The following is a 14,910-nucleotide window of genomic DNA, read 5'->3' on the forward strand; positions in this document are numbered from 1 at the left end:
CCCGCCGGCGGGGGAGGCGGGCCGTCTTGGTTCAACCCGAGAGGTGTATGTGTCCAGGCTGCAAGCCGAACGCCTGTACAAGGTATTCGGCAGACGACCCGATGACGCCGTGGCGAAGCTCCGCCACGGAGCCGACCGTGAAGAGCTGCGTGCCGAGGGAACCACCGCCGCGGTGATCGACGCGTCCTTCACCGTCGAACCGGGCCAGATCTTCGTCGTCATGGGTCTCTCCGGATCCGGCAAGTCCACGTTGCTGCGCATGCTCAACGGGCTTTCGGACCCGACGGCCGGACAGGTGCTCTTCGACGGGCAGGACCTGACCAAGCTGAGCGCGCGCGAACTGCGCGAGGTGCGCTCGAAGAAGATCAGCATGGTGTTCCAGCACTTCGCGCTGTTCCCGCACCGCAGCGTGCTGGAGAACGCCGCGTACGGCCTTGAGGTGCAGGGGCTGCCGCGTGCGGAGCGCGAGAAGCGGGCGCTGGAGGCGCTGGAGCTGGCCGGGCTCAAGGGCTGGGAGAAGTCCTGGCCCGACGAGCTGTCCGGCGGCATGCAGCAGCGCGTGGGCCTGGCCCGCGCGCTCGCCACGGACGCCGACCTGCTGCTCATGGACGAGTCGTTCAGCGCGCTCGACCCGCTGATCCGCCGCGACATGCAGGACCAGCTCCTGGAGCTGCAGAAGCGGCTGAAGAAGACCATCGTCTTCATCACCCACGACCTGAACGAGGCCATGCGCCTGGGCGACAAGATCGCCGTCATGCGCGACGGCCGCATCGTCCAGATCGGCACCTCCGAGGACATCCTGGTCACCCCGGCCAACGACTACGTCGCCGCGTTCACGCAGGACGTCGACCGCTCCCGGGTGCTGACCGCGGGCGCCATCATGGCCGACCCGGACAAGGACTTCGTGCAGGCCGACGCCCCCGCGACGGTCACCGAGGACACCCCCATCATCGACCTGTTCACGCCCTGCTCCACCAGCGGTGTGGCGGTCGCCGTGGTCGACGGCGAGGGCGAGCTCGTCGGCGTCGTACCGCGGGCGCGGCTGCTCGCCGTGCTCGGTGAACCGGCGCCGTCGGAGCCGCAGGACGCGGTCGTTCCCGTACAGCAGGCCAAGGACAAGCAGGCCATGGACAACGGCGGCAAGAGCGTGGGCAAGGTGAGCAGCGGTGCCTAGGATTCCCTTCGGCGACTGGGTCAATGACTCGGTCGAATGGCTCAGAACCCATATGGACTGGCTGTTCGACTTCATCAAGACGCTGTTCCAGAACATGTGGGACGGCGTCTACGACGTCCTCTCCGGGCCCGAGCCGCTGCTGATGGCGGGCATCTTCGCCGTCGTCGCGTTCTGGCTGCGCGGCCTGCTCGGCGGTGCCCTCGCCTTCGTGGGCTTCGCCTTCATCGTGTCCCTGGAGCTGTGGGACAACGCGATGATGACGCTGTCCCTGGTGCTCGTCTCGACCTTCGTGGCGCTGGTCATAGCCGTGCCCGTGGGCATCTGGGCGGCCCGCTCCAAGACGGTCAGCGGCATCGTCAGGCCGGTTTTGGACCTGATGCAGACACTGCCCGCGATGATCTACCTCATCCCGGCGCTGCTGTTCTTCCGGATGGGCGCCCCCGCGGGCATCGTCGCCACGATCGTCTTCGCGCTCGCCCCCGGTGTGCGCATGACGGAGCTCGGCATCCGCCAGGTCGACAAGGAACTGGTCGAGGCGGCCGACGCGTTCGGCACCACGCCGCGCAACACCCTCTTCCGGGTCCAGCTGCCGCTCGCCCTGCCGACGATCATGGCCGGTGTCAACCAGGTCATCATGCTCGGCCTCTCCATGGCGGCCCTGACCGGCATGGTCGGCACCCCCGGTCTCGGCGCCGACGTCAACGCGGCCATCGGCCAGCTCGACGTCGGTCTCGGCGCGGAGGCGGGCATCTCCATCGTGATCCTCGCCATCTACCTGGACCGCGTCACCAGCGGCCTGGGCGGCCAGGTCTCCCCGCTCGGCCGTCGCGCGCTCGCCAAGCTGCGGGCCAAGCAGGGCCTGAACGTGTGGAACTACCGCCCCCGGCCCGTCGTCGCAATGGTCGGCGTCGTCGTGCTCGCGCTCGTCGCGGGCGGCATGGGGATCTTCGGCAGCAGCGACTCCGAGTCCGTGGCCGACACGAAGAACGTCGGCCAGGGCAAGGAAGTCAAGATCGGCTACATCCCCTGGGACGAGGGCGTCGCCTCCACCTTCCTCTGGAAGGAAGTCCTGGAGCAGCGAGGCTTCAAGGTGACCACCAGCCAGCTGGAGGCCGGTCCGCTGTACACCTCCCTGGCGCAGGGCGACATCGACTTCCAGACCGACTCCTGGCTGCCGACGACCCACGCCTCGTACTGGAAGAAGTACGGCAAGGACCTCGAGGACCTGGGCGCCTGGTTCGGCCCCACGTCGCTGGAGCTGACCGTGCCCGCGTACATGAAGGACATCAACTCCCTCGAGGACCTCAAGGGCAAGAGCAGCACCTTCAAGGGCAAGATCACCGGCATCGAGACGAGCGCCGGAATGATGGGTCTGCTCAAGGACAAGGTCCTCGGCGAGTACGGCCTCGACAAGGAGTACAAGGTCGTCGACGGCTCGACGCCCGCGATGCTCTCCGAGCTGAAGGCGGCGTACGCCAAGAAGGAGCCGATCGTCACCACGCTGTGGTCGCCGCACTGGGCGTACAGCGACTTCAAGCTGAAGAAGCTCAAGGACCCGAAGGGCGCCTGGGGCAAGGGCGACGGCGTGCACACCCTGGCGCGCAAGGGCTTCTCGAAGGAGAACCCCGAGGTCGGCAAGTGGCTCAAGAACTTCAAGATGAGCGAGAAGCAGCTCACCGATCTTGAGGCGGAGATCAACAAGGCGGGCAAGGGCAAGCAGCAGGACGCCGTGCGCACCTGGCTGAAGAAGAACCCGGGCGTGCTCGACAAGATGGCGCCCCTGCCGAAGAACTCCGGCGGCGACGAGAACAAGCGTCCGTTGAAGGCCGCGTACTTCGCGTGGGACGAGAACATCGCCGTCACCCAGCTGTGGAAGCGCGTCCTGGAGAAGCGCGGCTACAAGATGGAGCTCACCCCGGCCGATGTCGGTCCGGCCTACACCGGTCTCGCGCAGGGCGACATCGACCTCAACCTCGACGCCTGGCTGCCCACCGCGCAGAAGACGTACTGGGAGAAGAACAAGGCCAACCTCAAGGACCTCGGGTCCTGGTACAGCCCGACGTCCCTCGAGGTCGCCGTCCCGTCCTACGTCAAGGACGTGAAGTCGCTCGAGGACCTCAAGGGCAAGGGCGACAAGTTCAACGGCAAGATCATCGGCATCGAGCCGGGCACCGGCGTGATGCAGGCGCTCAAGGACAAGGTCATGCCCGGGTACGGCCTTGAGGACGAGTACGAGATCGCCGCGGGCTCGACGCCCGCGATGCTCTCGGAGCTGAAGTCCGCGTACGCCAAGAAGGAGCCGATCGCGGTCCTGCTCTGGTCGCCGCACTGGGCGTACAGCGAGTACGACCTGACCAAGCTGAAGGACCCCAAGGGCGGCTTCGGCAAGGGCAACACGATCCGCACGCTCTCCAGCAAGGACTTCCCCAGCCAGTACCCGCAGCTCACGAAGTGGCTCAAGAACTTCAAGATGAGCGAGAAGCAGCTGGGCGACCTGGAGAACGAGATCAACAAGGCGGGCAAGAACAACGAGCCCAAGGCCGTCGACGCCTGGCTGAAGAAGAACCCGGGCTTCGAGGAGAAGATGACGGCCGCGAAGTAGTCCACGCGGTCAGCACTCCCGAGGGGTGGGCCTCGCCTTGTGGCGAAGCCCACCCCTCGGGGCGTTCCGGCGGGCCGCCCCGGTCCCTAACCTCGACGGGGTCCCCGCCCTCTTGAACAGCTGAACGTGAGCCCCCACCCGTGACCGCAAGGCAGCCGAGGACGGCGCTGTTCGCCGCCGCCGTGCTGGTTCTGGCCGCCGCCCTGCTCGTCTCGCCGCTGACGCGGGCGGACGCCGCGCCCGCGTCACCCGGCACCGCCCGGCTCGCCGCGCTCGCCGAGGACGTCACGGCCGCCGACGGCCACCGCTACGACGCCCGCGACGACACCGGCCGCACCATGGACGCGGCGCAGCTCGCGCAGGCCGGTGACGGCACATACCTGGCCGTCTACCACACCCTCCTGGACGACGGCCGCTTCCACGCGGCCGTCGCCACCTCCACGGACCTGCTGCACTGGCAGCGCCGCCACGACTTCGGCCCCGGCACCCACCAGGCCTCCCTCGCGCACGACGGCCGCGGCGGCTATGTCCTCGCGTACGAGAAGGACCCCCGGAACCACATCGCCGTACGGGCGTACACGGACCTGCGCGCGCTCCTGCACGGGCGCGCGCACCGGGCGTACGACGCGCCCCGCACCCTCTCCCGCTGTGCGGAGGGCACGCCGAGCATCACCACGGTGCGGGGCCGCACCATCGAGCTGACCGGGCACTACCGGGCGGGATGCGACACCGACCGGCAACTGCGGGCGACGCTCACGGACTTCCGCACCTGGCGTGCCGAGCCCGACCGCCGCCTCGACTGGGCGCTGACGGCCTGGGGCAACGGCGGCAACCTCGGCGACCGGGCGCCGGTGGAGCTCGCGGGGCGGCGCGTGCTGCTCGTCGAGGGGCAGGGGCGGCGCGCGGACTTCGGGAGCTGGCGCGTCTACGCCTACGACCCGGCCGGCGGCCGCGCCGACCGCCTCGCCCCGCGCACCCACGGCGGCAGCCACGCCTTCGCCAACCCCTCGGCCACCCTCCTGACCGACCCGCGCGGCAGGCCCGCGCTGCTCGTCAGCCTCTTCATACCGCGCGAGGGGGCGGCCCCCGGAGAATCCGGACAACTGATCTACTGGCGTGAGCTGTAACCGCCCGCGTACGGTCCGTACGGGGTGCGCGGGGGCTTGCGGGGGCCGGAACCGGCGCCCGGAGCGCCGGACTGGGTAAAACCGTTTGGCGAACATGCGTAGGGTGCAGAAAACCCTTCAGGGTGATGACTCGGAGCGGAAGAAGGGAGCCGGGGCCATGGACGAGCACAAGGAGACCCTCCGGGTGGGCTCGGCCGTGCGGCGCCGCCGCCGCCAGCTCGAACTCACCCTTGCCGTCGTCGCCGGGCGCAGCGGCCTGTCCGTGCCCTTCCTCAGCCAGGTCGAGAACGAGCGGGCCCGGCCCAGCATGCGCTCCCTGGAGCGGGTCGCCGACGCGCTGGGCACCACCGCCGTGGAGCTGCTCGCCGCCGCCGACCCGGCCTGCACGGTCGACGTGGTGCGCGCCGCCGACCAGGTCAGTCTCGCGGGCGGCACCCCCGAGACGCACGTGCGGGACCTGGTGCGCGGCCACCACCAACTGCACGTCTTCGAGTACGTCGGCGATCACGACGAAGGCCGCGAGTTCCAGCACCGCAACGACGAGCTGATGTACGTCATCGGCGGCACCGTCGAGGTCGAGGCCGAGGGTCGGGCCTACCGCCTCGGGCGCGGCGACAGCCTGTATCTGACCGGTGGGGTGCGGCACCGCTGGCGGGCCACGGCGGCCGACGCGCGCGTGCTCGTCGTCGCGGTCGGGGACCACATCGAGGCGGTCGACGGCGGGCGGCACTGAAGAAGCCGCCGAGGGGCCGTGGAGAAGTCGCCGAGGAGTGGCCGAGAAGTCGCTGAGGAGTGCTTCACGAGCGCTTGAGGACCGCTTGAGGGCTGATGCATTGATGCAGGGGGAGGAGGGGTGACGGGCTGATGGCGGACATCCGGGTGGTCTCGCTGGTGCCGTCGCTGACGGAGGCCGTCGCCACGACCGTGCCGGGCGCCCTGGCCGGCGCGACCGACTGGTGCACGCACCCGGCCGACCTCGATGTCGTACGCGTCGGCGGCACCAAGAATCCCGACGTGCCGGCGATCGTGGCGCTCGCACCCGACCTGGTGATCGCCAACGAGGAGGAGAACCGCGCCCCGGACATCGAGGCGCTGCGGGCGGCGGGGATCGAGGTCCTCGTCACCGAGGTGCGCGGGCTCGACCAGGCGTTCCGGGAGTTGGAGCGGGTGCTGGCCGCGTGCGGGGCGAAGGGACGTCCGGAGTGGCTGGAGCGGGCCGAGACCGTGTGGCTCGACCCGCCGTGCCCGTCGATCCGCCCGCGGGCCGCCGTGCCGATCTGGCGCAGGCCGTGGATGGTCCTCGGCCGGGACACCTTCGCGGGGGACCTGCTGGCCCGCCTGGGCGTCGACAACGCGTACGCGGCGCACGCCGAGCGCTATCCGCGCGTCCCCCTCGACGAACTGCGGGCCGCGGAGCCGGACTTGGTGGTCCTGCCGGACGAGCCGTACCGGTTCACGCGGGAGGACGGACCGGAGGCGTTTCCCACGACGGTCCCGGTTGCGCTCGTCAGCGGACGGCATCTGACGTGGTACGGGCCGTCGCTCGCCGAAGCCCCGGCGGTGCTGGGGGAGGCGCTGCGGGCGGCCCGCCGCTGACGTTCGCGCGAGGCGGTGCTCAGCGCGGGGACCGGGGCGGCGCTCAGCGTGGGGCCGCGAGCAGCTTGCCGTTGGCCACGCCGCGCACGGTCTGGACGATCGCCACCAGCCAGGCCGACACCAGTAGCGCGTACAGCGCCACGGCCAGCCAGTCGTACGCCACCAGACCGGTGTGCTTGCCGAGGCCCTCGGCGCCCGTCACGCACGTACCGACGGGGAAGGTGAACGCCCACCAGGTCATCGCGAAGCCCATGCCGCGCCGCCGGGCCCGCAGCACCATCGCGCCCGCGAGCGCCAGCCACATCATCGCGAAGCCCATCACGGGCACGCCGAACAGCACGGCGAAGACGGCGAAACCCTGGTCGTACGGGGCGGGCAGCACGCCCGGGGCGACGTCGGCGAACTTGTTGGCGGCCGTGGTCGACTGGCCGAGCGGGCCGAGCACCAGGAAGAGAGTGGGGGTGAGGACGAGCGGCAGCGGGCCGCCGTTCACGAGGCGCGCGAAGATCAGCGGCAGCATCACCAGGGTGGCGAGCAGGCTCAGGCCGAACATCGCGAAACAGCCGTAGAGCAGGGTCTGCTGGGCCTGCCCCGCGGGCAGGTGCGGGACGAGCAGCGGGCCGAGGGCGGCCGAGACCATGGGCGCCACGACGGGCAGCAGCCACACCGGCGAGGCGGTGCCCGGCTCCACGCGGTGCCGGACCACCATCAGGTACGGGATGGCGACGGCCGCGGCGAGCCCGATGGCCGTACCGGCGGTGAAGAGGACCGTGTCGACGGCGACCGCCGCCGTGGTGCCTATCCAGTCGGCGCCGACGAGCATCGTGCCGCCGCCCACGGCGAGCAGCGCCATGGACAGGCAGCCGTAGAACGGCGCCATGGCCGGGTCGGCGAGGTGGGCGCGGGCCTGGTCGCGGTGGTGGACCAGGTGGACGGCGCGGGCGGTGAGCAGGGTGACCAGCATCAGCAGCGACAGCGCCCACACCACGGTCGCGCCCGTGCGCAGGCCCGGGACGTCCGCGGGCAGGGCGGCCCCGGCGTTGGCGATGATGGCGGTGCCCATGACGGAGGCGTACCAGTTCGGGCCGAGGTGGCGGACGGCGCCGGAGCGGGGCCCTGTGGCCGGGCGGGCCGGAGCGGGGGAGTGGGCGACTGTGACCATGACTCCACGGTGCGCCCGGTCGGGCCCGGCCACCAGGGATCTCTCGGCTATGAGGGCATAACCTGGACTTATGAGTGTTTCTGGTGGTGGGGGCGGAGCCGGTGGCGGGGGTACGTCGACGGGGGCGCCGCTCGCGCATCGGGTGCCGGACCTGGGTGCCCTTGAGCTCTTGCTGGCCGTGGCGCGGCTCGGGAGTCTCGGCCGGGCGGCGCGCGAGGTGGGCATCACGCAGCCTGCCGCCAGCGGGCGGATCAGGTCCATGGAGCGGCAGCTCGGCGTCGCCCTGGTGGACCGTTCCCCGCGCGGGTCACGGCTCACGGAGGCGGGTGCCCTCGTCACCGACTGGGCGCGGCGGATCGTGGAGGCCGCCGAGGCCTTCGACGCGGGGGCGCAGGCGCTGCGGGACCGGCGGGACTCGCGGCTGCGGGTCGCGGCGAGCATGACCATCGCCGAGTATCTGCTGCCCGGGTGGCTCATCGCGCTGCGCGCGCGGCTGCCGGACACGGCGGTGTCGCTCAGCGCGGGCAACTCCGCCGTGGTCGCCGGGCAGTTGCTCGGCGGGCAGGCCGATGTCGGCTTCGTGGAGGGCGTCGGGCTGCCGGCCGGACTGGACGGCGTGGTCGTCGCGCAGGACCGGCTTGTCGTGGTGGTGGCGCCGGGGCACGCGTGGGCGCGGCGGCGGGCGCCGCTCCGGGCCGCGGAGCTCTCGGCCACGCCGCTGATCCTGCGGGAGGAGGGGTCGGGTACGCGAGCCGTGCTGGAGGCCGCGCTCGGGGAGCTCGCGCGGCCTCTCCTGGAGCTGTCCTCGACCACCGCCGTCAAGTCCGCCGCGGTGAGCGGGGCCGGGCCCGCGGTGTTGAGCGAGCTCGCCGTGGGCGAGGAGGTGGCCGCGCGGCGGCTGGTGCGGATTCCTGTGGAGGGGGTGCGGTTGCAGCGGGCGCTGCGGGCCGTTTGGCCGGTGGGGCTTGTTCCGGCGGGGCCGGTGCGGGAGCTTTTGAGCCTGACTCGTGGGGTGCCCTAGTCGTTCTGGGTGCTGTGGGCCTGGGCGCCCTGGCCGGGCCTGCGGTCTCCTGTCGTCCGCGTGGCGCCGTCGGCCTGCGGCCTGGGCTTTCTCCCACCCGCCCACCCGGCTCTCTCGGACGCGGGGTGGGCCCCGCGCCCCCGCCGGGCCTGCGGTCCCCTGTCGTCCGCGTGGCGCTGTTGGCCTGCGGCCTGGGCTTCTCCCACCCGCCCACCCGTTGCTGTCGGACGCAGGGTGGGCCCCGCGCCCTCCGGCGCCCGCTCCGGTCGGACGCGGCTCACCCCCCTTCCCCCGCTGCCCTCACCAACGCCCCCATCACCCGCACGTCCTCCCCCATCTCCGGGTGCCACTGCACGCCCAGCACCCAGCCGGGGGAGGGGAGTTCGAGTGCCTCGATCGTGCCGTCGGCCGCGTGGGCGGAGGGGATCAGGTCGTGGCCCAGGCGGTCCACGGCCTGGTGGTGGTAGGTGGGGACGGCGGTGGGGGCGGGGGCGATGTCGGCGTACCGCGTGCCGGGGACCGGCGTCACCGTGTGGGTGCTGAAGACGCCGGGCGCCGCCGCGTGGCCGTCCAGGTGCTGGACCAGCGTGCCGCCCAGCGCGACGTTCAGGAGCTGCATGCCCCGGCAGATGCCGAGCAGCGGCGTACCGGAGTCCAACGCCGCCCGGATCAGGGCGAGTTCCCACGCGTCCCGCTCCGGCGCGGGCGGTCCCGTGCGGTCATCACGCGGGGCGCCGTAGTGGGACGGCTCCACGTCGGGGCCACCCGCGATGACGACGCCGTCGAGGCGGGCGACGACCTCGGCGGCGTACGAAGGCTCGTCGGGCGGCAGCATCGACGCGAGGCCGCCCGCCGCCTGGACCAGGCGCGGGTAGCCGGCGGGGAGCAGGGCGGCGGGGAGCTCCCACACCCCCCAACTCGCCTTCTCCGCCAGGTAGGTGCTGATGCCGATCAGGGGTTTGTTCACCTTCACGTTCACCCGATTCTCCACGTTCACCGTGTTCGCCACGTTCTCCATGATTCCGCCGTGCTCCAGATTCAGCCCCGCTCCAGCTCCGCCTCCGCCTCCGCCAGCGCCGCGAACTCCTCCTCCGGCGCCCGTGCCACCAGATGCTTGCGGCTGTAGAGGCCGAAGTACGCGAGCGCCACGACGTACACGCCGAGCGCGATGAACGCCGCCGTGACGTCCACGAGGAATGTCGCGACGAGTGCCGCGCAGGCGAGGGCGAGGGCGACCGACGAGGTCAGGACGCCGCCGGGGGTGCGGTAGGGGCGCGGCAGGTTCGGCTCGCGGCGGCGCAGGACGATGTGGGACAGGGACATCAGGGCGTACGAGATGGTGGCGCCGAACACCGCCACGTTCAGCATCCGCGCCCCGTCGCCCGTCGCCGCGGCGAGCGCGAAGCCGATGGCGCCCGGGACGAGCAGGCCGAGGTAGGGGGCCTTGCGGCTGCTGGTGAGGGAGAGGAAGCGCGGCAGGTAGCCCGCGCGGGAGAGCGCGAAGAGCTGGCGGGAGCCCGCGTAGATCAGCGAGAAGAACGACGCCACCAGGCCCGCGAGGCCCGCGTAGTTGATGACCCGGCTCAGACCCGTCGCCTTGCCGTCCGGCTGCAGCGCGTCCACCAGCGGGTTGCCGGTGTCCTGGATCGCCGCGGAGCCGCGCGCCCCGGCCGAGGCGAAGAAGGTGATCAGGGCGAGGGCGACCAGGATGCACAGGGACCAGCGGATGGCGCGCGGCAGCGTACGGGCGGGGTCCCTGGTCTCCTCGGCGGCGAGCGGGACGCCCTCCACGCCCAGGAAGAACCACATGCCGAAGGGGAAGGCCGCCCAGATCCCCAGCAGGCCGAGCGGCAGCCAGGAGTTGGCGCCGAACGCGTCGTGGTCGACCGTGATGTCGTTCAGGTGCGAGGCGTCGAAGTCCATGAACGCGCCCACCGCGAACACAAGCAGCGCGGCCACGGCTATGCCTGTCACCACGAAGCTGAAGCGCAGCGCCTCGCCCACTCCCCACAGATGGATGCCGATGAAGATCGCGAAGCAGGCCAGGTACACCGGCCAGCCCGACTCCAGGCCGAACAGCTCCAGCGACTCGACGTAGTCGCCGATGAAGATGACGATCGCGGCGGGCGCCAGGATGTACTCGATGAGGATCGCGGTGCCGGTGAGGAAGCCGCCCCAGGGGCCGAGCGCGCGGCGCGCGAAGCCGTAGCCGCCGCCCGCCGTCGGCAGGACGGACGACAGCTCGGCGAGCGAGAACACCATGCACGCGTACATGACGCCCATGAGCGCCATCGCGATGCCCAGGCCGCCGAAGCCGCCTTCCTTGAGGCCGGAGTTCCAGCCGGAGAAGTCGCCGGAGACGACATAGGCGACGCCGAGGCCGGTGAGCAGCACCCAGCCCGCGTTGCCGCGGCGCAGCGCGCGCCGTTCCAGGTAGTCGTCCGGTTCCTCGGAGGCGCGGGCCTTCGACGGCTCTGTGGACTCCAGGCTCATGACAGGGCTCCCTGCGGCGGCATGCGGGCGTTCAATGGAATGGAGCCATACCTTTGCGGGCGCAGGGGTGAGAAAGCAAGACCCGTGCGTTACGCCGTGGTTAATCACCTCACGTGAGGAACCCCCGCAGCAGCGCCGCCGTCCCCGCGCAGTGTTCGCGCATCATCTCCCGGGCGCCGTCCGCGTCGCCGTCGAGCACGGCCTCCACGAGTGCGGTGTGCTGGCGCTGCGAGTGCTCCAGGTTGCGTACCAGGAGCGGGATGCAGTCCAGGAGTTCGTTGACCGTGGCGCGGACCGCCGCGTACTGCGCGGTGAGCGAGGGCGAGCCGGAGAGCTCGGCCAGCGTGAGGTGCAGCAGGGTGTCCAGGCGGCGGTACTCGGCGAGCGGCGCGTCGTGGGTGTGGGCGAGCGCCGCCCGCAGCCGCTCCGCCTGCCCGTCGTCGAGCCCGTGCGCCGCGCACAGCCCCGCGGCGCCCACCTCCAGGACCTCGCGGAAGCGCAGTGCGTCCTCCACGTCCACGTCCGCGATCCGGCGGCGCAGCTCGTCCTCGCCCGCCGCCGTGGGGCGCGGGCGCACGAACGTACCGCCGTAGCGCCCCCGGCGTGACTCCACGAGCCCCTGGTCCTGGAGCACCTTCAGGACCTCGCGCAGCGTGACCCGGCTGATCCCGAGCAGGTCGGCCAGCTCCCGTTCGGCGGGCAGCCGCTCCCCGCCGGGCACCAGGCCGAGGCGGACCACTTGGAGGATCTGCTCCAGGGCCTCCTCGAAGCCGTTGCCCGCCCGGACCGGGCGCAGCACCTGCGTCAGCCGGTCGTCGCCCGGCACGTGCGCGGCGTCCCGCGACCGCGCGGTGTCCCGCGGCCGTTCGGCACCCCGCGTGTGCCCGGTGTCCGCCTCCGTGTGCGACATCTGCCCGTACCCCCTTCCCAAGCAATGGTTCTCGGCAATACCTTATGGCCACTCGGCTGACCCAAGGAGGCTTTTCCCGTGGCAGACCGCACACCCCCGCTCGGCATCGAGGAGCTGCGTGCTCTCGTGGCGAGCGGTGAGATCGACACTGTCGTCCTGGCCTTCCCCGACATGCAAGGGCGGCTCCAGGGCAAGCGGTTCGCCGCCCGGTTCTTCCTCGACGAGGTCCTGGAGCACGGCACGGAGGGCTGCAACTACCTCCTCGCCGTCGACACGGAGATGAACACCGTGGACGGCTACGCGATGTCCTCCTGGGACCGCGGCTACGGCGACTTCGCCATGCACGCCGACCTCGCCACGCTGCGCCGCGTCCCCTGGAACGAGGGCACGGCCCTGCTGATGGCCGACCTCGCCTGGACCGACGGCGCCCCCGTCGTGGCCGCCCCGCGCCAGATCCTGCGCCGCCAACTGGACCGGCTCGCCGAACTCGGCTGCACCGCCCACGTCGGCACGGAGCTCGAATTCATCGTCTTCAAGGACACGTACGAGCAGGCGTGGGACGCGGGCTACAAGGGCCTGACGCCTGCCAATCAGTACAACATCGACTATTCGGTCCTCGGTACGGGCCGCATCGAGCCGCTCCTTCGCCGCATCCGCAACGACATGGCGGCCGCCGGCCTCACCGTCGAGTCCGCCAAGGGCGAGTGCAACCCGGGCCAGCACGAGATCGTGTTCCGCTACGACGAGGCCCTCGTCACCTGCGACCAGCACTCCATCTACAAGACGGGCGCCAAGGAGATCGCCGCGCAGGAAGGCGTCTCGCTCACCTTCATGGCGAAATACAACGAGCGCGAGGGCAACTCCTGTCACATCCACCTCTCGCTCCAGGACGCCGACGGCACCAACGTCATGGCCGGTGACGGGCCCGGCGGCATGTCCCCGGTGATGCGGCACTTCCTCGCCGGACAGCTCGCGGCGCTGCGCGACTTCTCGCTCCTGTACGCGCCCAACATCAACTCCTACAAGCGCTTCCAGCCCGGCTCCTTCGCGCCGACGGCCGCCGCCTGGGGCTACGACAACCGCACCTGCGCGCTGCGCGTGGTCGGCCACGGGCGCTCGCTGCGCTTCGAGAACCGGCTGCCCGGCGGCGACGTGAATCCGTACCTGGCCGTCGCCGGACTGATCGCCGCGGGCCTGCACGGCATAGAGCAGCAGCTCGAACTCCCCGACGCCTGCACGGGGAACGCCTACACCGGCGACTACGAGCACGTCCCGACGACACTGCGCGAGGCCGCCGAGCTCTGGGAGAACAGCCCCGTCGCCAAGGCCGCCTTCGGCGACGAGGTCGTCGCGCACTACCGCAACATGGCGCGGGTCGAACTGGACGCCTTCGACTCCGCGGTGACCGACTGGGAGCTCCGCCGCTCCTTCGAACGCATGTGAGGCAGTTTCTTGCTTGAGTCACTGAAGGTACTGAACCCGGCGACGGAGGACGTCGTCGCCACGGTCCCCGCGGCCACTGCGGGCGACGTCGACGCGGCCGTCGCGCGCGCCGCCCGGGCCCAGGTGCGGTGGGCCGCCGCGGCCCCCGCCGACCGCGCCAGGCTCCTGCGCCGCTTTGCCGCCGTCATCGACGAACACGTCGAGGAACTCGCCCAGTTGGAGGTGCGCGAGGCGGGTCACCTGGTCGGCAACGCCCGCTGGGAGGCGGGCAACGTACGGGATCTCCTGCTGTACGCGGCCGGGGGCGCCGAACGCCTCAACGGAGCGCAGATTCCCGCCCCCGGAGGCTGGAACGTCACCTTCCACGAGCCCCTCGGCGTCGTCGGCGTGATCGCGCCCTGGAACTTCCCGATGCCCATCGCCGCCTGGGGCTTCGCGCCCGCCCTCGCGGCCGGGAACGCCGTGGTGCTCAAGCCCGCCGAGACGACACCGCTCACCGCGCTGCGCCTCGCCGAACTCGCCCTGGAGGCGGGCCTGCCCGAAGGCCTCTTCCAGGTGCTGCCCGGCCACGGCCGGGTCGCGGGCCGCGCCCTCGTCGAGCACGAAGGCGTCGCGAAGATCGTCTTCACCGGGTCGAGCGGCACGGGCCGCGACGTGATGGAGCGCTGCGCCGCGCAGATGAAGCGCGTCACCCTCGAACTCGGCGGCAAGAGCCCCAACGTCGTCTTCGCCGACGCCGACCTCGAAGCGGCGGCCGACCCCTTCGCGTTCCTCGACAACGCGGGGCAGGACTGCTGCGCCCGCACCCGCATCCTCGTGCAGGAGTCGGTGTACGAGGAGTACGCGGCGCTCCTGACGGAGGCCGTGCGGGCCGTCGTGGTGGGCGATCCGCTGGACGAGAAGACGCAGATGGGGCCGCTGATCTCCCGTCAGCAGCTGGACCGGGTACGGGACTTCGTGCCCGAGGATGCTGCCGCGATCCGCGGGATTGCGCCCACAGGGCCCGGCTTCTGGTTCCCGCCGACCGTCCTCACCGGTGAGCGGCCGGACTCGCGCGCGGCCGTGGAGGAGATCTTCGGGCCCGTGGCGGTCCTGCTGCCCTTCACCGACGAGCAGGACGCCGTGCGGCTGGCCAACGCCACCCCGTACGGCCTGTCCGGCTCCATCTGGACCCGCGACGTGGGCCGCGCCCTGCGCGTGTCCGGGGCGGTACGGGCCGGCAACCTGTCCGTCAACTCGCACTCCAGCGTGCGCTATTGGACCCCCTTCGGGGGCTACAAGCAGTCCGGCCTCGGCCGCGAGCTCGGCCCGGACGCCCTCACCGCCTTCACCGAGACCAAGAACGTCTTCATCAGCACCGAGAGCACGGAGGCCTGAAGCAC

At 71.5% G+C, this 14,910-nt stretch carries 12 protein-coding genes; 8 read left to right on the forward strand and 4 right to left on the reverse strand.

Going from position 1 to position 14,910, the window contains the following annotated elements; translation table 11 throughout:
* Positions 1-49: 49 nt before the first annotated feature.
* The 5 genes from AC0KTA_RS31305 to AC0KTA_RS31325 all read left to right on the forward strand — a co-directional run bounded on the left by AC0KTA_RS31305 (position 50) and on the right by AC0KTA_RS31325 (position 6,499).
* Positions 50-1,174 carry a quaternary amine ABC transporter ATP-binding protein gene (locus AC0KTA_RS31305; protein ID WP_481051562.1) on the forward strand — a complete coding sequence of 375 codons (1,125 nt, stop codon included), beginning with the start codon at positions 50-52 and terminating at the stop codon, positions 1,172-1,174.
* Positions 1,167-3,776 carry an ABC transporter permease/substrate binding protein gene (locus AC0KTA_RS31310; protein ID WP_481051563.1) on the forward strand — a complete coding sequence of 870 codons (2,610 nt, stop codon included), beginning with the start codon at positions 1,167-1,169 and terminating at the stop codon, positions 3,774-3,776. The genes AC0KTA_RS31305 and AC0KTA_RS31310 overlap by 8 nt, the downstream gene beginning before the upstream one ends.
* A 140-nt stretch (positions 3,777-3,916) precedes the next feature.
* A complete protein-coding gene (locus AC0KTA_RS31315) occupies positions 3,917-4,903 on the forward strand; it encodes a hypothetical protein (RefSeq protein WP_481051564.1) in 987 nt (328 codons plus the stop codon).
* Positions 4,904-5,060: 157 nt separating this feature from the next.
* Positions 5,061-5,636, forward strand: coding sequence for a helix-turn-helix domain-containing protein (locus AC0KTA_RS31320; RefSeq protein WP_481051565.1), 576 nt, complete (start codon positions 5,061-5,063; stop codon positions 5,634-5,636).
* Positions 5,637-5,767: 131 nt separating this feature from the next.
* Positions 5,768-6,499 carry a helical backbone metal receptor gene (locus tag AC0KTA_RS31325; RefSeq protein ID WP_481051566.1) on the forward strand — a complete coding sequence of 244 codons (732 nt, stop codon included), beginning with the start codon at positions 5,768-5,770 and terminating at the stop codon, positions 6,497-6,499.
* Between the two features lie 43 nt (positions 6,500-6,542).
* Here AC0KTA_RS31325 and AC0KTA_RS31330 read toward each other — a convergent pair whose 3' ends face one another.
* Positions 6,543-7,661, reverse strand: coding sequence for a TDT family transporter (locus AC0KTA_RS31330; RefSeq protein ID WP_481051567.1), 1,119 nt, complete (start codon positions 7,659-7,661; stop codon positions 6,543-6,545).
* A 70-nt stretch (positions 7,662-7,731) separates the two neighbouring features.
* Between AC0KTA_RS31330 and AC0KTA_RS31335 the strand changes: the two genes are divergently transcribed.
* A complete protein-coding gene (locus AC0KTA_RS31335) occupies positions 7,732-8,682 on the forward strand; it encodes a LysR family transcriptional regulator (protein WP_481051568.1) in 951 nt (316 codons plus the stop codon).
* 277 nt (positions 8,683-8,959) lie between these two features.
* Here AC0KTA_RS31335 and AC0KTA_RS31340 read toward each other — a convergent pair whose 3' ends face one another.
* The 3 genes from AC0KTA_RS31340 to AC0KTA_RS31350 form a co-directional block, all read right to left on the reverse strand.
* Positions 8,960-9,700 carry a gamma-glutamyl-gamma-aminobutyrate hydrolase family protein gene (locus AC0KTA_RS31340; RefSeq protein WP_481051569.1) on the reverse strand — a complete coding sequence of 247 codons (741 nt, stop codon included), beginning with the start codon at positions 9,698-9,700 and terminating at the stop codon, positions 8,960-8,962.
* A 20-nt stretch (positions 9,701-9,720) separates the two neighbouring features.
* A complete protein-coding gene (gene eat / locus AC0KTA_RS31345) occupies positions 9,721-11,175 on the reverse strand; it encodes an ethanolamine permease (protein ID WP_481051570.1) in 1,455 nt (484 codons plus the stop codon).
* 109 nt (positions 11,176-11,284) lie between these two features.
* The gene (locus AC0KTA_RS31350) at positions 11,285-12,085 is read right to left on the reverse strand and encodes a FadR/GntR family transcriptional regulator (RefSeq protein WP_481051571.1); all 801 of its coding nucleotides are present in this window, start codon (positions 12,083-12,085) and stop codon (positions 11,285-11,287) included.
* A 78-nt stretch (positions 12,086-12,163) separates the two neighbouring features.
* Between AC0KTA_RS31350 and AC0KTA_RS31355 the strand changes: the two genes are divergently transcribed.
* Positions 12,164-13,528: a glutamine synthetase family protein gene (locus AC0KTA_RS31355; protein WP_481051572.1), complete on the forward strand. Its 1,365-nt coding sequence runs from the start codon at positions 12,164-12,166 to the stop codon at positions 13,526-13,528.
* Between the two features lie 9 nt (positions 13,529-13,537).
* Positions 13,538-14,905 (forward strand): aldehyde dehydrogenase family protein, encoded by a 1,368-nt coding sequence (locus tag AC0KTA_RS31360; protein ID WP_481051573.1) that lies wholly within the window; start codon positions 13,538-13,540, stop codon positions 14,903-14,905.
* Positions 14,906-14,910: the final 5 nt, after the last annotated feature.

The sequence above is a fragment of the Streptomyces sp. Y309 genome, from assembly GCF_056712025.1.